Annotated in this window: 13 protein-coding genes; 12 read left to right on the top strand and 1 reads right to left on the bottom strand. The window is 69.4% G+C overall.

All coding sequences use genetic code 11. The annotated features are described in order from the left end of the window. Nucleotides 1–3: 3 nt before the first annotated feature. The 8 genes from D457_RS0106240 (at nucleotide 4) to D457_RS36115 (ending at nucleotide 7,868) form a co-directional block, all read left to right on the top strand. Nucleotides 4–756, top strand: a complete 753-nt coding sequence (locus D457_RS0106240) for a cell division protein FtsQ/DivIB (RefSeq protein ID WP_017579787.1) — start codon at nucleotides 4–6, stop codon at nucleotides 754–756. A 527-nt stretch (nucleotides 757–1,283) separates the two neighbouring features. Next, entirely contained in the window at nucleotides 1,284–2,777 is a 1,494-nt protein-coding gene (gene ftsZ / locus D457_RS0106245) for a cell division protein FtsZ (protein WP_017579788.1), read from the top strand. Between the two features lie 135 nt (nucleotides 2,778–2,912). Further along, nucleotides 2,913–3,632 (top strand): peptidoglycan editing factor PgeF, encoded by a 720-nt coding sequence (gene pgeF / locus D457_RS0106250; protein ID WP_017579789.1) that lies wholly within the window; start codon nucleotides 2,913–2,915, stop codon nucleotides 3,630–3,632. A 136-nt stretch (nucleotides 3,633–3,768) separates the two neighbouring features. Continuing rightward, the gene (locus D457_RS0106255; protein ID WP_017579790.1) at nucleotides 3,769–4,497 is read left to right on the top strand and encodes a YggS family pyridoxal phosphate-dependent enzyme; all 729 of its coding nucleotides are present in this window, start codon (nucleotides 3,769–3,771) and stop codon (nucleotides 4,495–4,497) included. Nucleotides 4,498–4,632: 135 nt separating this feature from the next. Further along, the gene (locus D457_RS0106260; RefSeq protein WP_017579791.1) at nucleotides 4,633–5,160 is read left to right on the top strand and encodes a cell division protein SepF; all 528 of its coding nucleotides are present in this window, start codon (nucleotides 4,633–4,635) and stop codon (nucleotides 5,158–5,160) included. Nucleotides 5,161–5,199: 39 nt separating this feature from the next. Beyond that, nucleotides 5,200–5,499: a YggT family protein gene (locus D457_RS0106265; RefSeq protein ID WP_017579792.1), complete on the top strand. Its 300-nt coding sequence runs from the start codon at nucleotides 5,200–5,202 to the stop codon at nucleotides 5,497–5,499. Nucleotides 5,500–5,627: 128 nt separating this feature from the next. Then, nucleotides 5,628–6,527 (top strand): DivIVA domain-containing protein, encoded by a 900-nt coding sequence (locus tag D457_RS0106270; RefSeq protein ID WP_017579793.1) that lies wholly within the window; start codon nucleotides 5,628–5,630, stop codon nucleotides 6,525–6,527. Between the two features lie 75 nt (nucleotides 6,528–6,602). Next, on the top strand, nucleotides 6,603–7,868 hold the full coding sequence (locus D457_RS36115; protein WP_026116390.1) for a hypothetical protein: 1,266 nt from the start codon (nucleotides 6,603–6,605) through the stop codon (nucleotides 7,866–7,868). A 1,240-nt stretch (nucleotides 7,869–9,108) separates the two neighbouring features. Here D457_RS36115 and ileS read toward each other — a convergent pair. Then, entirely contained in the window at nucleotides 9,109–12,327 is a 3,219-nt protein-coding gene (ileS, locus tag D457_RS0106280; protein WP_039831001.1) for an isoleucine--tRNA ligase, read from the bottom strand. 379 nt (nucleotides 12,328–12,706) lie between these two features. Between ileS and D457_RS0106285 the strand changes: the two genes are divergently transcribed. From D457_RS0106285 to D457_RS0106300, 4 genes are all read left to right on the top strand, one after another. Next, complete coding sequence (locus D457_RS0106285; protein WP_017579795.1) at nucleotides 12,707–12,967, top strand: divalent-cation tolerance protein CutA; 261 nt, start codon at nucleotides 12,707–12,709, stop codon at nucleotides 12,965–12,967. A 199-nt stretch (nucleotides 12,968–13,166) separates the two neighbouring features. Beyond that, nucleotides 13,167–13,577, top strand: a complete 411-nt coding sequence (locus D457_RS0106290; protein WP_017579796.1) for a TraR/DksA family transcriptional regulator — start codon at nucleotides 13,167–13,169, stop codon at nucleotides 13,575–13,577. Between the two features lie 29 nt (nucleotides 13,578–13,606). Further along, nucleotides 13,607–14,257, top strand: a complete 651-nt coding sequence (lspA, locus tag D457_RS0106295) for a signal peptidase II (RefSeq protein ID WP_017579797.1) — start codon at nucleotides 13,607–13,609, stop codon at nucleotides 14,255–14,257. Continuing rightward, on the top strand, nucleotides 14,254–15,180 hold the full coding sequence (locus tag D457_RS0106300) for an RluA family pseudouridine synthase (protein WP_017579798.1): 927 nt from the start codon (nucleotides 14,254–14,256) through the stop codon (nucleotides 15,178–15,180). The genes lspA and D457_RS0106300 overlap by 4 nt, the downstream gene beginning before the upstream one ends. The last annotated feature ends 9 nt before the right edge of the window (nucleotides 15,181–15,189 follow it).

A 15,189-nucleotide genomic window follows, 5' to 3' on the forward strand; every position in this document is an offset into this window, starting at 1 on the left:
CACGTGGGCGCTGACCGGGACGGGGCGAAGGCCCAGGCCACGAAGAAGGCGCAGGCCACGACAGGGGACAGCACGGGGTCGGATCCCTGGAAGGTCGCCTTCGCGGTACTGCTCGTCGTCTCCCTGGTCTGCGTGGTTACGTGGGTGCTGCTCGGCTCGCGCCTGCTCGTGGTGCGCGAGGTCGCCGTCAGCGGTCTGGACCGGGTGTCACAGGAGGAGGTCGTCGCTGCCGTGGCGGTGGACACGGGAACCCCGCTGATCCGGGTGGACCTGGACCACGGCCGCGACCGCGCCGAGAGCCTGGACCTGGTCGAGTCCGCGACGGTGACCCGCGGCTGGCCCGCAACCCTCAGAGTGGAGGTCGTCGAGCGGCGTCCCCTGCTCGCCATCCGGGTGGGGGAGGAGTACCGGCTGGTCGACGGCGACGGCGTGCGGATCGAGGACTCACCGAGCCGTCCCGGAACCCACCCGCTGGTCCGCGTCACCGGGGAAATCGAGGGCAACGAGGCGGTTCGGGCCGCCGCGGACATCGTGGAGCAGGCCCCGGACTCCCTCATCGCCCAGATACAGCTCATCGACGCCACCGACACCGATCAGATCACCGTCGAACTCGGCGACGGCTCACTGGTGGAGTGGGGTGACGCGCACGGTACCTCCGACAAGAGCGACGTCCTGCGCGTGCTGATGCGCGAGCACCCGCCCGAGGAGGGGCGGGTCTACGACGTCGGAACCCCCGACCTGGCGATCGTCAGGTGAAGCGCGCGCCAAGGAACGCACAGGAGACGGAAGATCCCGGGCAAGGTCCCCTCAGGGGTGTATTTGGGACGCGCCGAGGGCGTTGGCGCGTCCGGAGCTCTCCGAGCGGATCGTCCCGCCAGGACATTCCAGACGCGACGCGCCGAGTGCGCACTTCGCTTCCTTGCGTTATACGCCGTTAGGCTGAGGCCAACATCGGTTGCCCGCACCCGGCGGTCCGCTTACTGTCGGGAAGCACAACCAACGTCAAGAACGTAGCAAAACACGCTTTCAGGGGTACACAGGAACCGTCTCACCCCGCTCCGACAGAGCGGACCGCGGTCCGGCCCACGGGTCGGCCCGGCGAGGGGAAGAGCGGTACCGGTGGCCCCGGGTTCCCCCACTGACAGCCGCCCGACCGGGTGGCCGTTCGGGGGCAACCGAAACGCACACTGAAGAACCGGATGCCGGACCGCCGGCGCACCTGCTGGTCACAGCCAGCACACGCGTAGACGGAACGGCGTATGCGAGCGGAAAGGCCCCTCGTCGTGGCAGCACCGCAGAACTACCTCGCGGTCATCAAAGTCGTCGGCATCGGCGGCGGCGGTGTCAACGCCGTCAACCGAATGATCGAAGAGGGGCTCAAAGGCGTCGAGTTCATCGCGATCAATACCGACGCCCAAGCGCTGCTGATGAGCGACGCGGACGTCAAGCTCGACGTCGGCCGTGAGCTCACCCGTGGCCTTGGCGCAGGCGCCAACCCCGATGTCGGCCGTAAGGCCGCCGAAGACCACCGCGAGGAGATCGAGGAGGTCCTCAAGGGGGCCGACATGGTCTTCGTCACGGCGGGCGAGGGCGGCGGGACCGGCACCGGTGGAGCCCCGGTCGTCGCCAACATCGCCCGCTCCCTCGGAGCGCTCACCATCGGTGTGGTCACCCGTCCCTTCGGTTTCGAGGGCAAGCGGCGGGCGACCCAGGCCGAGTCGGGGATAGCGATGCTCCGCGAGGAGGTCGACACCCTCATCGTCATCCCCAACGACCGCCTGCTGTCCATCTCGGACCGTCAGGTCAGTGTGCTGGACGCCTTCAAGGCGGCCGACCAGGTCCTGCTCTCCGGTGTCCAGGGCATCACCGACCTGATCACCACGCCGGGCCTGATCAACCTGGACTTCGCCGACGTCAAGTCGGTCATGTCGGGGGCCGGATCGGCGCTGATGGGAATCGGATCGGCACGAGGGGACGACAGGGCCGTGGCAGCGGCCGAACTGGCGATCTCCTCACCACTGCTCGAAGCCAGCATCGACGGGGCACACGGTGTGCTGCTGTCCATCCAGGGCGGCTCCGACCTCGGACTCTTCGAGATCAACGAGGCGGCACAGCTGGTTGCCAACTCCGCGGCGCCCGAGGCCAACATCATCTTCGGTGCCGTCATCGACGACGCCCTGGGTGACGAGGTTCGGGTCACCGTAATCGCGGCAGGCTTCGACGAACCGGAGGTCACCGGAGCCGTGGTGCGGGAGCACCAGCCGGTGGACCCTCCTGAGGCCGTCGCCCCCACGGCAGGCATCACGTCCGGCAGGGAGGGTTCGTCGGCCAAGGCGACGCCGTCCGCCGCTGACGCGAGCGGGGCGCCGGCCACCAGCATGCCGTGGATCGCTCCGTCGCGCCCGGCCCAGCCCGCCCAGGAAGCTCCCGCCATGCCGCCGGTGCAGCCCGCGGTGACGCAGGAGCCGGTCCGGCCCGAGCCCGTCCAGCCGGAACCGGTCCGTTCGGAGTTCGAGCCGACCCAGCCCCAGGCCGAGCAGGCCCAGGGCAACGGTTACCCGGTCTCCCACAGCGAGTCCGAGCCGGTCGCCCCGGAGCCCCAGCAGGTCGCTCCGGCCGAGGAGCAGCAGGACCCGGCCGCCGAGCCGGAAGCCCAGCCGAGCCACATCCACGCGGTCTCGGACGCCTCGGAGCGCCGTGGCGAGGTGCCCACGCCCCGTCGCCGGGTCATCTTCGACGACCCCGACGACCTGGACGTGCCGGAGTTCCTCAAGTAGCCCCTCACCACCCCGGTACCATCGACGTGTCAGCGGCCCCGACCCTTGCGGCGGGGCCGTCGCCGCCCCACGGGAGAGCCGGCGGAGCAGCCGCCAGGCCTCCCTCGGGGCAGAGGGAAGGGCCGCGTCGCGCCGATGGGCAACTTGATCGACCTGGGGCACGGTGTCCGTGCAGCCGTCACCGAACGCAAGGGCGGTGTGAGCCGGCCTCCGTTCGACTCGCTCAACATCGGACTGGGGTCCGGTGACAGCCGCGAGGCGGTCATAGCCAACCGCGCACGCGCGGCCCAGGAACTGGGTTTCGACGTCGACAGCGTCGTGTGGATGAACCAGGTGCACAGCGCCGACGTGCTCGTGGCCACCGAACCCGGCGGGGTCGGCACCTGCGACGGAGTGGTCACCACCCGGCCGGACCTGGTCCTGGCCTCGATGGCCGCCGACTGCCTGCCCGTACTCGCCGCCGATACCGAAGCCGGTGTGCTGGGGGCGGCCCACTCCGGGCGCCTGGGCACCGCGAACGGGGTGGCGGTCAACCTGGTTCAGACGATGGTCGACCAGGGCGCGCGTGTGGATCACATCACCGTCTTCCTCGGCCCGGCGATCTGCGGCGGCTGCTACGAGGTCCCGCCCGAGCTCCAGGCCGAGACGGCCGAACACACCCCCGAGGCGGCTGCCACCACCCGTCGGGGCACCCCCGGCGTGGACATGGTCGCCGCCGTCACCGCCCAGTTGCGCCGTGCGGGGGTCGCCGACATCACCGCCGACGGCCGCTGCACCCTGGAGACCCCCGAGCTCTTCTCCCACCGCGGGGGAGCGCCCACCGGCAGGTTCGCCTCCTTCCTCTGGCGCCTCTGACCTTCGGAGCATCCGGGCCACCCGGGCCTTCCCCGGGAACCCCGGGCTCCTTACACCTCCGGGGCCACTTTCGGCCACGGCCACCCCAGGACACACCACCGAATCCGACAGCAGTCAGTAGGGAAAAGGAACACCCGTGTCACACACCGACCCCGCGCGCACCGAGCAGATCCGCGCCAACCTCACGGCTGCGCGGGCCAGGATTGAGGCGGCCTGCCACAAGGCCGACCGCGACCCCTCGGAGGTGTCGCTGATCGGCGTGACCAAGACCTATCCCGCCAGTGACGTGCGTATTCTCGCTTCCCTCGGGGTCACCGACGTCGGCGAGAATCGCGACCAGGAAGCTGCCCCCAAGGCCGCCGAGACCGCCGACCTGGACCTGACCTGGCACTTCGTCGGTCAGCTGCAGAGCAACAAGGCCCGATCGGTGGCCTCCTACGCCGACATCGTGCACTCGGTGGACCGGGCCAAGCTGGCCCGGGCGCTGGGGGACCGTGCGGCCGCCGCCGAGCGGCGCCTGACCTGTCTGGTACAGGTGAACCTGGACACCGACTCTCAGACGGGGGTCCTCGGTCCGCGCGGCGGCGTGGACCCGGCCGACGCGCCCGCGCTCGCCGCACGCATCGCCGAGCACGAGGCGCTCACCCTCGGCGGTGTGATGGCGGTAGCTCCGCTGGGCGGTGATCCGGACGAAGCCTTCGCCCGTCTGTACGAGGTGGCGGGGCGGATTCGGGATCGCTACCCTCAGGCGACAGTGATCTCCGCCGGGATGAGCGGGGACCTCGAAGCCGCGATCGGGCGAGGCGCGACACACCTGCGACTCGGTACGGCGTTGCTCGGCTCTCGGGGACCGATCGTGGGGTAATGTCCCCACATAGACCTTGGGGCCTGTCTGTGGCGTTCGCCCGAATGAGCGAACACCCCGCGCACGCGGGGCACAGGGGCCGAAGACGGAGGAGTCGGCTGCGGTGAAGGCCGCGGGGACGACGGAGGACATGAGATGGCCGGCGCGATGCGCAAGATGGCGGTCTACCTCGGCCTCGTGGAGGACGACCGTTACGATCACCGCTATGCGGACGAATATGATGAGTTCGACGATTTCGACGAGGTCGTGGACGAGCAGCGTGACCGCGGCGCTGACACCCCACGAGGCGAGGAAGCACGAGGCGACGCTGTGACGGACACCGGCGACTACCTGGGAACGGGTGAGCGACGCGGTGGTACGACCACGACTGCCTCAACCGCCGACCTTGCTCGGATCACCACGCTCCACCCACGCACCTACAACGAGGCGCGTACGATCGGAGAGCACTTCCGGGAAGGTACACCGGTGATCATGAACCTGACCGAGATGGTCGACAGCGACGCTAAGCGTCTGGTTGACTTCGCGGCTGGCCTGATCTTCGGTCTCCATGGCAGTATCGAACGCGTAACCAACAAGGTGTTCCTGCTGTCCCCGGCCAACGTCGAGGTGACCGCCGAAGACAAGGCGCGGATCGCCGAGCGAGGGTTCTTCAATCAGAGCTAGACCATCACATTTGTCCAGAGATTGGGTCGGGGAACGACCGTGAGTATCGTCCTGTTCGTGCTGCTGAGTCTGCTTCAGCTGTTTGTCTTCGTGCTGATAGCGAGGGTGGTCCTGGAGATGGTGCAGTCCTTCTCCCGGTCCTGGCGGCCCACCGGGTTCGTGCTCGTGCTCGCTGAGATCGTGTACACGATCACCGACCCGCCACTGAAGTTCCTGCGCAAGTTCATCAAGCCGATCCGGCTGGGGAGTATCGCACTCGACCTGAGTGTGCTGGTCCTCTTCTTCGGTGTGATCATCCTTCAGAGCGTTCTGAGGGGCCTGATGGTGAGCTTCGCGTAAGGGGAACAGGGACAGAAAAGACAACCCCTGATTCCGATATGTGGTCTTGGTCATGATCTGGATTGCCGTAAGGTCACGATCAGGTAGCGTCCCTACGGACAGACTCCAAGCGCGCCAAGGAGACGAACATGCCGCTGACACCCGCCGATGTGCGGAACAAGCAGTTCAGCACTACCCGGCTCCGACCCGGGTATGACGAAGAAGAGGTCGACGCCTTTCTCGACGAGGTCGAGTCTGAGCTTGACCGACTGATCCAGGAGAACGAGGAACTGCGCGGCAAGCTTGCCGAGTGCCTGCGGGGCAAGGTCCCCAACGCTGGCATGCAGGACTTCCAGCAGCCGCAGGAGCAGGCCCCCGAGGCTCCGCAGCAGATGGAGCAGATGCGCCCGGAGCCCGTCCAGGCGCAGCAGCCCATCGAGCCGCAGCCTCAGCCGCCCGCGCCGCAGCCGCAGCCCCAGATGGGCATGACCGGCGCCAACATGGCCATGGGTGGCGAGGAGAACATGGACACGGCCGCCCGTGTCCTGGCGCTCGCCCAGCAGACCGCCGACCAGGCGATCTCCGACGCCCGCCGCGAGGCGGACGAGACCCTCGGCCGCGCTCGCCACGAGTCCGAGGACATCCTCGGCAAGGCGCGCCGCCAGGCCGACCAGATCATCGGTGAGGCCCGGGCCCGTTCCGAGAACCTCGACCGTGACGCTCAGGAGCGCCACCGTCAGGTCATGGGCAGCCTGGTCCAGCAGCGCGAGGAGCTCGAGCACAAGGTCAACGTGCTGAAGGACTTCGAGCGCGAGTACCGCAGCCGCCTGAAGGACTACTTCGAGCGTCAGCTGCGTGAGCTCAACGAGGAGGGCAAGTCCGTCGAGCCCAACCCGAACACCACGGGTGGCTTCCAGACGATGGCCCCTCAGACCGGCGGAACCCCCGCGCTCCAGCAGCACGGCCCCGGCGGTAACCCGTTCGGTCAGCCCGAGCCCGCCCAGCACGGTGGTTTCCACCCGGGTGAGGCCCCGCACGAGCGTCGCTAGATCTCATCGAGCGGTAGTGCGGCTCCGAACAACTGAAAACTCCGGCTCCACACGTGTAAAGGCCCTGGTCGACCCGTGATCCTTAGCCTCCTCGCCACCGTGGCGGTGCTGGCGGCCATCGCCGTCATCGCTGCTGCCCTGGTGCTCGCCGAACCCAACCTGGTGTACATCGCCCTGGGACTCGGCGGGCTGAGCGTCCTCCTCCTGTTGGGCGCGATCATTCAGGGACGGTTCGGCGGGAGCAGAACGGACACGGAGCGGACTGAACGGACGGACGGTTTGGGGAAGTCGTCCGTCCCCGTGATGGCCGCGGCAGCGGCCGGCACGGTAGCGGCCCCGCCGTGGGAACCGGAGGAGTCTGGGCGCGTACCCGCACCGGCTGAGCAGCCGGTGCGGGAATCCGCCCCCTCGGAGCAGCGCGTAGAGCAGATCGCAGAGCACCCCGTGCCCCCGGGGCACCCCGCTCCCGTCAGTGAGCCGCGTCTGGCGGCCGCTGAGGACAGCGAAGAGGAAGCGGAGTTCGAGGTTCCCCGCTGGCAGACCCCCACGCTGGGGAACTGGCCGGAAGCGGCCGTTGAACCGGACTCCGGACCTGAAACAGCACCGGACGAGCCCGCCGAGGCTGAGGTTTCCGAGGCAGGGGCCGCCGCACCGGCCGAGGAACGGGACGAGGAGCCGGTCGAGGCAGAGACCGCCCCCGAACCCGAGGCAGAGGCCGCCCCGGAGCCCGAGCGGGAAGAAGCGCCCGCCGAGGCGTTCACCTACCGCATCCCCACCCAGACCACTCGCGATGACCGCGAGGAGGCGTCCGTCGAGGACGCCGACCACGAGGAGCCGCCCCAGGAGGGCGAGGAGCCCGTGGCGGACGTCGAGGACGCCGAGGGCCGCCAGGAGGCTCCGGCGGAGGAGAACCTCGCCGAAGAGGCTGTGGAGGCCGCTGAGACCCCCGAGGACTCCGAAGAGGACCTTGAGGCTGGGCCGGTGGCCGAGGACGTCCCGGAATCTGGGGAAGAGGCCCCCGAAGCGGAGTCCGTGGCGGAGACGCAGATCCCCGAGGAGCCCGAGGACGAGGAACGCTCGGCCGACGTCACCCACGAGCGGCTCGCAGAGGAACAGCTCGCCGAGGACCCGGCTCTGGCCTACGCCGCGATCCTCGACGGCGAGGAGACCGAAGAAGCCTCGGACAAGACCCCTGAGGTCACGGAGGTCCCTGAGGCCGCGGACGAAGCCACGGAGGCGGCTGAGGACTCCGGCTCGGAAGAGACCGACGACACCGGCGACAGGGACGAGGACGGTCAGCCGGACCGCGCCAAGGAGCCGGACTCCTCCTGCTCCAGCTAGCCGTTCCCCTCACACCCGAGAACACCACGAAGGGCCCGCTCGAAGAACGATGCTGTTGGCGAACTCGGAGCGAAAGGGCCGGAGAAAGCGCTGGGGCCCGGAGAAGCGGAGAAGCTGATGTGGGGAGGCTGGTCTGGGGAGGGGCTTCTCTGTGTCGGGCTCGGGCTCGGGTAGGGCGTCCGGGGTGGGGCCTGTGTGGGGCCGGGGCCTGGGGTTGTGGCTTTGTGGTTCGGGTTGCGGTTCCCCCGTTTCCCGCCGCTTGATGGTTGCCGTCTGCGCTGCGCGCGTCAAGGTCGTTCGGCCTCGCTTCGCTGCGGGCGCTCCACCTTGACCCGCTTCGCTGCGACGGCGGTGGGCGGCTGTCGGGAAACGGGGGAGGAGTGGTCGGGGGTGGCAGGCGGGGCCCCGAAGGGGCCCAACAGCAACAGCAACAGCAACTGCGCGGCCTTCGGCCGGTCCTCTCCCCAGCCCCGAGCGGATCGGGTCGCGTGTCGCGGCCGGTCATGCGTGCCATCGGACCAGCGGTGGTGAGGGTGGGGTTCAGCTCTGTGGTGTTGGCCCTGGGAAAGCCAAGGTGTCCGTAACCTGCGTCTGGGGTTGTCCGCTGCTTCCGAAACCCCCTCATCCCCGGTGATCTTGCTACCAGAAGCAAGTTCGGCGCTGATTTCGCTTCTGGTAGCAAGATCATCTTTGAAAAGGGGGCCGAAACCGGGCCCGGGGGCCTGGCGGGCCGCTGGTGGTGTTCGCTGGCACGCATGACCGGCCGCGACACGCGACCCGGTTCGCGCAGGCCTGGGGAGCCTGTTGCTCTCGCTGCCGCTGTTCGTCGCTGACCTTGACCGGCCGCGACACGTCCAGGCGTTGGGCACAGGGGTGTGGAGGGCACCGGCCGGAGGCCGCGCAGTTGGTAGTTGCCCTTGGTCCCTTCGGGGCCCCGCCTGCCACCCCCGACCACTCCCCCCCGTTTCCCGATAGCCGCCCACCGCCGTCGCAGCGAAGCGGGTCAAGGCGGAGCGCCCGCAGCGCAGACGGCAACCATCAAGCGGCGGGAAACGGGGGAACCGTAACCCGAACCACAGGCCGCACACAGACCCCCACCCCGGATGCCCTACACGAGCCTGAGCCTGGCACGGAGAGCCTCTCCGTGCCAGGCGCTCTGCTTCTCCGGGTCCCAACGCTCCGGATTCGCCAACAACGTCGATGAACGAGCGGGCCCTTCTGTGCGTCAGCGCGTCAACGGTCAGGCGCGGCGGAAGCTGAAGGTCACACCGAACTCCTCCGACTCCGCGGAGTGCGGTGCGTCCTCGCCCGCACCGGCCACGAAGGCGTCGGCGAGTACCTCACCGGCGATCATCTGCCCGTGCTCGGACAGCGCCTGGCGGACAGCCTCGTCCTCACTGGTCCACCACACGTGGATCCGGTCGGACACGTCCAGGCCGCTGTTCTTGCGGGCCTCCTGGAGCATTCGGACCATCTCGCGGGCCAGACCGGCGCGGCGCAGCTCCGGGGTCAGCTCCAAGTCCAGCGCCACCGTCTCACCGGCCTCGGAGGCCACCGCCCAGCCCTCGCGGGGCTGCTCGGTCACCAGCACCTCGTCGGCGTTGACCTCCACCGGCTCGTCCTCGACCCGCACCTGCGCCCAGCCGGTCTCGCGGACCTGCTCGACCAGGGCGGCCGGGTCGGCGGCCTGGATGGCCTTGGCCACCAGCGGCGTGCGCTTGGCGAACCGCTTGCCCAGGGCGCGGAAGTTCGGCTTGACCACGTAGTCCACGAGGTCGCCGCGAACCGAGGAGAGCGAGTCCAGCCCGGCCACGTTGAGCTCGTCGGCCACCTGCGCGCGCAGCTGCTCCGGCAGGTCGGCGAAGCCCGGGGCACCCACCAGGGCGCGGGCCAGCGGCTGCCGGGTGCGCATGGCCGAGTCGACCCGGGCGGAGCGGCCCAGCTCCACCAGGCGGCGGGTCAGAGCCATGTTCTTGGACAGTTCGGGGTCGATCAGGTCCTCATTCACCGTTGGCCAAGAGGCCAGGTGCACCGAGTCCGCTGCCTCCGGGCGGCGCAGCGCCGACCACACGTGGTCGGTCAGGAACGGCACGACCGGCGCCATCAGCAGGGTGACGGTCTCCAGCGCCTCGAACAGCGTGGCGAAGGCCGCCGCGCCCTCGGGGGTGTCCGCCCCACCCCAGAACCGGCGGCGGGAACGGCGCACGTACCAGTTGGACACGTCGTCCACGAACGCGGTCAGGCGGCGCCCGGCCCCGGTCGTGTCGAACTTGTCCATCGCCTCGGTGACGTCGCGCACGACCTCGTTGAGCTCGGACAGCAGCCAGCGGTCCAGCAGCGGGCGGTCCTGCGGAGCGGGCGCGTCGGCCAGCTTCGAGTGGTCCCAGCCGCTGCCGGCGTTGGCGTACAGGGTGAAGAAGGACGTGGTGCTGTAGTAGGTCAGCAGCACCTTGCGGACGATCTCCTCCAGGGCGGCGTGACCGACCCGGCGGGCCGTCCACGGTGAGCCGCTGGCCAGCATGAACCAGCGCAGGGCGTCCGCGCCGTGCTGGTCCATCACCGGGATGGGCTGCATGACGTTGCCCAGGTGCTTGCTCATCTTGCGGCCGTCCTCGGCGAGGATGTGGCCGAGCACGACCACGTTCTCGAACGAGTTGCGGCCGAACACCAGGGTGCTGACCGCCAGCAGCGAGTAGAACCAGCCGCGGGTCTGGTCGATGGCCTCGGAGATGTACTGCGCCGGGAAGTTCTCCTCGAAGGTCTCCTTGTTCTGGTGCGGCGCACCCCACTGGGCGAACGGCATGGAACCGGAGTCGAACCAGGCGTCGATGACCTCGGGCACGCGGCGGGCAACCCGCTGGTCCTCGGGCAGGGACGGGTCGGCGTCGGGGTCGGGGATGACGACGTCGTCGACGTAGGGGCGGTGCGGGTCGAGGTTGGACAGGTCCTGTCCGCTGAGCTCGCTCAGCTCCGCCAGGGACCCGACGCAGATCTGGCGGCCGTCGGGGAACTCCCAGATCGGCAGCGGGGTGCCCCAGTAGCGGTTGCGGGACAGCGCCCAGTCGACGTTGCCGCGCAGCCACTCGCCGAAGCGGCCCTCCTTGACGTTCTCCGGCACCCAGTTGGTGACGTCGTTCTGCGCGAGCAGCTCGTCCTTGACCGCGGTGGTGCGGATGTACCAGGACGGGACCGCGTAGTAGAGCAGCGCGGTGTGGCAGCGCCAGCAGTGCGGGTAGGAGTGCTCGTAGTTCTGGTGGCGGAAGAGCAGGCCGCGGTCCTTGAGGTCGCGGACCAGCGTCTTGTCGGCGGTCTTGAAGAAGACCCCGCCGACCAGCGCGAGCTCGGCCTCGAAGGTGCCGTCGGGGCGGACCGGGTTGACCACGGGCAGGCCGTAGGAGCGGCAGACCGTCATGTCGTCGGCACCGAAGGCGGGGGACTGGTGGACCAGACCCGTACCGTCCTCGACCGTGACGTAGTCGGCGAGCACCACGTAGTGCGCGGGCTCGTCGAAGGGCACCAGGTCGAAGGGGCGCTGATAGGTCCAGCGCTCCATCTCGTCGCCCTCGTAGCTCTCGCCGGTGAGCTCCCAGCCCTCGCCGAGGACCTTCTCGAACAGCGGCTCGGCGACCACGAGGCGCTCGTCGCCGTTGGTGGCCACCACGTACTTGACGTCGGGGTGCACGGCCACCGCGGTGTTGGACACCAGGGTCCACGGGGTGGTCGTCCACACCAGCAGCGCGGTGGGGTGCTCGGGCGAGGCGAGCGGGCCGGAGGTGACCGGGAACCGCACGTACACCGACGGGTCGGTGACGGTCTCGTAGCCCTGGGCCAGCTCGTGGTCGGACAGGGTGGTGCCGCAGCGCGGGCAGTAGGGGCTGATCCGGTAGTCGCGGGACAGCAGGCCCTTGTCCCAGATCTGCTTGAGCGCCCACCACACGGACTCCACGTACTGCGGGTCCATGGTGCGGTAGGCGTCGTCCATGTTCACCCAGTAGCCCATGCGCTCGGTCATGGCGGTGAACGCGTCCACGTTGCGCAGGACGGACTCGCGGCAGCGGTCGTTGAACTCGGCGATGCCGAAGGCCTCGATGTCTTTCTTTCCGCTCAGGCCGAGTTCCTTCTCCACGGCGACCTCGACGGGCAGGCCGTGGCAGTCCCAGCCGGCCTTGCGGTCCACGTGGTAGCCGCGCATGGTGCGGAAGCGCGGGAAGACGTCCTTGAAGGCACGGGCCTCGACGTGGTGCACGCCGGGTTGGCCGTTCGCGGTGGGCGGGCCCTCGTAGAACACCCAGTTCTCGTTACCGCGGGTCTGGTCGAGCGACCGCTGGAAGACGTTCTCCTTCGACCAGCGGCCGAGGATCTCGCGCTCCGTCGCGGGCAGGTCGATCTGAGCGGGCAGCTGGGGCAGCGCGCGGGATTCGTGCCGGGGGTCGTCGGTCACCGTCGTACCTTTCTCCATCAGGGGTGTTCCTGACGGAGGGACGAGGCGGAGCCCCGCGGTACCACCCTCCTTGGAGCCGCGTCCCGAGTCCGCTGGGCGGATCGGTGGCGGGTCCCACTTCGTTGGGTTCGTGCCGGTTCTACTGGGGTGCGCGCTGTGCTTGCCCTGGGTCTGCTCTGGGCTCGCAGTGCGCGCGACCTGTTCTTCCGACGGCTCCGGGGTGATCTTCGCGCTGGTCGTTGCCCCCGGGCTCGCACCGTCCCCGGGTCGCTTGGGCGGTCCAGCCCCTCTAGGCTGTGTCCGTCCGGTCGGGGCCAGCGTTACTCGTCCCCATCGACACCTGTTCAGGATAACGCAGTGCGGCCAGGCGTGCCGCGTATTAAGTGAGGGGGCGGCCGTGGCGGAGCAGACGCGGGGCGCGGTCCTGGTGACCCTGCCCGACCGCGAGGACGCGGACGAGCTCGCCGAACAGCTCCTCGAGCAGGGGTACGAGCCCTGCCGGGTGTACCGGGACATGCTCGCTGGCGAGGACGACGCCGAGGACGTGGACTGGGTCATCGAGGTGCTGACCGGACCGCACGGCGGCCCGGCCACCTTCGACGAACCCCACCTGTTGCTGCTGGCCGAGGACTACGGCGGCTTCGCCGTCGCGGAGTGAGCGTAAGGAAGTGGCCTCGGTGACGCTCCACCGCCGATCACTCCGAGGTCGATGGTTCTGAGAGGCCCCCGCCCGGATCATTGCCTTGGGGCGGTCGATTGCCTAGGCTCACGGCACCACTCATGGCCTTCTCGAAAAGAGGAGACCCCGCAGATCAGGTGGGGTGCGGGGGCTGTGGGGCGTGCGGAGGGGGAGTGCGATGAAGGCCACCGAGGCGGCGGCGCTGCCGGTTCGGCCGGGGGAGGAACCCTGGACGCCGGAGGAACTCGAGCAGGTCCGGAACCAGTTGGAGAGCGAGATCGTGGCTCAGCGGGAGGAGATCCGCGAGAGCGAGAACGAGGTCGACGAGCTGCTCACCGATCCGGTCGCGGGGGCGGGGGACGACCCCGCGGACACCGGTGCGAAGACCTTCCAACGCGAACACGATCTGGCGTTGGCCTACAATACTCGTGACCTGCTCGCCAAGAACGAGCGGGCGATCGAACGGATGCACGCGGGGACCTACGGGGTCTGTGAGTCATGCGGCCAGGCCATCGGGAAGGCACGTCTACAGGCCTTCCCGCGAGCCACCCTGTGCGTCACCTGCAAACAGCGCGAGGAGCGTCGCTGACTGAGGTAGAGCCCTCCGGGGACAGCAACATGACCACGACCGACAACACCGTTGCCCGGCCGCGCAGGTACGTACTCCTGTTGTTGGTCGCGCTCGCCGCGATCGTCGCCGACTTCCTGACCAAGGAATGGGTACTGGCGGTCTTCTCCCAGGGCGAGCGCCTCGACGTCATCGGCAGCTTCGTCCAGTTCACCCTGGTCTACAACACCGGCGCCGCGTTCTCGCTCGGCACCGGCTACACCTGGGTGTTCACCGCCATCGCCACCATCGTGGTCCTCGCGATCGCCTACATCGGCTGGCGCGTGCGCAGCGTGTGGTGGGGCGTCACGCTCGGCTTGATGATGGGCGGGGCCGCGGGCAACCTCGTCGACCGCTACTTCCGGGGCGAGACGCCCGGCACCGGCGCGGTCGTCGACTTCATCAGCGTCGGGACCTTCCCGGTCTTCAACATCGCCGACTCCTGCGTGGTGGTCGGGGCCTGCCTGGTGGTGGCACTCACCTTCAAGGGCCTCAACCTGGACGGGACGATGGTCGCGGACGAGACGGCGGACGAGGACACCGAGAGCGCTGGACCCGCTGAGACGGGTGACGGCGGAGACACCGGGGCGACCGGTGGTACCGCCGGGCAGGACTCCGCCGAGAACGACGGCGGAGAGAACGACAAGGGGAAGGGCGCATGAGCGACACAAGGAGCCTCCCCGTCCCTGACGGTCTGGAGGGCGACCGGCTGGATTCCGCGATCGCGCGGATGTTCGGGCTCTCCCGGACCCGTGCCGCGGAGCTGATCGGGGACGGCGGCGTGCTCCTCGACGGCGCCGAGGCGGGCAAGTCCGACCGGGTTCAGGCCGGTTCTTGGCTGGAGGTCACCCTCCCGCCGCCGCCCACTGCCCCCGTCCCGCGGGCCGAGGCGGTCCCGGGCATGCGGATCGTGCACGAGGACACCGACATCATCGTGGTGGACAAGCCGGTCGGCGTGGTCGCGCACCCGACGGTCGGCTGGACCGGCCCCAGCGTCCTGGAGGGCCTGCTGGCCTCGGGCGTGCAGCTGGCCACCAGCGGTGCCGCGGAGCGTCAGGGCATCGTGCACCGCCTGGACGCCAACACCACCGGCCTGATGGTGGTCGCCAAGAGCGAGACCGCCTATAGCGTGCTCAAGCGGGCGTTCAAGGAGCGCACCGTGGACAAGCACTACCACACGCTGGTCCAGGGCCACCCGGACCCGCTGCGCGGCACCGTCGACGCCCCGATCGACCGTCACCCCGCCGGTGACGGCCGCTGGGCCGTGGTCGCGGGCGGGCGTCCCTCGGTGACGCACTACGACACCCAGGAGGCCTTCCGGGCCGCCAGCCTGCTGGAGATCAAGCTGGAGACGGGCCGCACCCACCAGATCCGGGTGCACATGGCCGCGCTGCGTCACCCCTGTGTGGGTGACCACCTCTACGGCGCTGACCCCACACTGGCCGAGCGGCTGGGCGTCAAGCGCCAGTGGCTGCACGCGGTGCGGCTGGGCTTCGACCACCCCACCGAGCACCGCCCGGTGGAGTTCTCCAGCCCCTACCCGGAGGACCTCGAAGCCGCCGTGGCCAAGCTCCGCGAGGACTAGCTCCGCGCG

It is taken from the genome of Nocardiopsis valliformis DSM 45023 (assembly GCF_000340985.1).
GTDB classification, from domain to species: Bacteria; Actinomycetota; Actinomycetes; order Streptosporangiales; family Streptosporangiaceae; genus Nocardiopsis; species Nocardiopsis exhalans.

Excerpts from the sequence above, each read along its gene's own strand:
- D457_RS0106290 (WP_017579796.1), top strand. The coding sequence starts at position 13,167 with ATGAAGGCCACCGAGGCGGCGGCGCTGCCGGTTCGGCCGGGGGAGGAA.
- D457_RS0106270 (WP_017579793.1), top strand. The coding sequence starts at position 5,628 with ATGCCGCTGACACCCGCCGATGTGCGGAACAAGCAGTTCAGCACTACC.
- ileS (WP_039831001.1), bottom strand. The coding sequence starts at position 12,327 with ATGGAGAAAGGTACGACGGTGACCGACGACCCCCGGCACGAATCCCGC.
- D457_RS0106260 (WP_017579791.1), top strand. The coding sequence starts at position 4,633 with ATGGCCGGCGCGATGCGCAAGATGGCGGTCTACCTCGGCCTCGTGGAG.
- lspA (WP_017579797.1), top strand. The coding sequence starts at position 13,607 with ATGACCACGACCGACAACACCGTTGCCCGGCCGCGCAGGTACGTACTC.
- D457_RS0106300 (WP_017579798.1), top strand. The coding sequence starts at position 14,254 with ATGAGCGACACAAGGAGCCTCCCCGTCCCTGACGGTCTGGAGGGCGAC.
- pgeF (WP_017579789.1), top strand. The coding sequence starts at position 2,913 with ATGGGCAACTTGATCGACCTGGGGCACGGTGTCCGTGCAGCCGTCACC.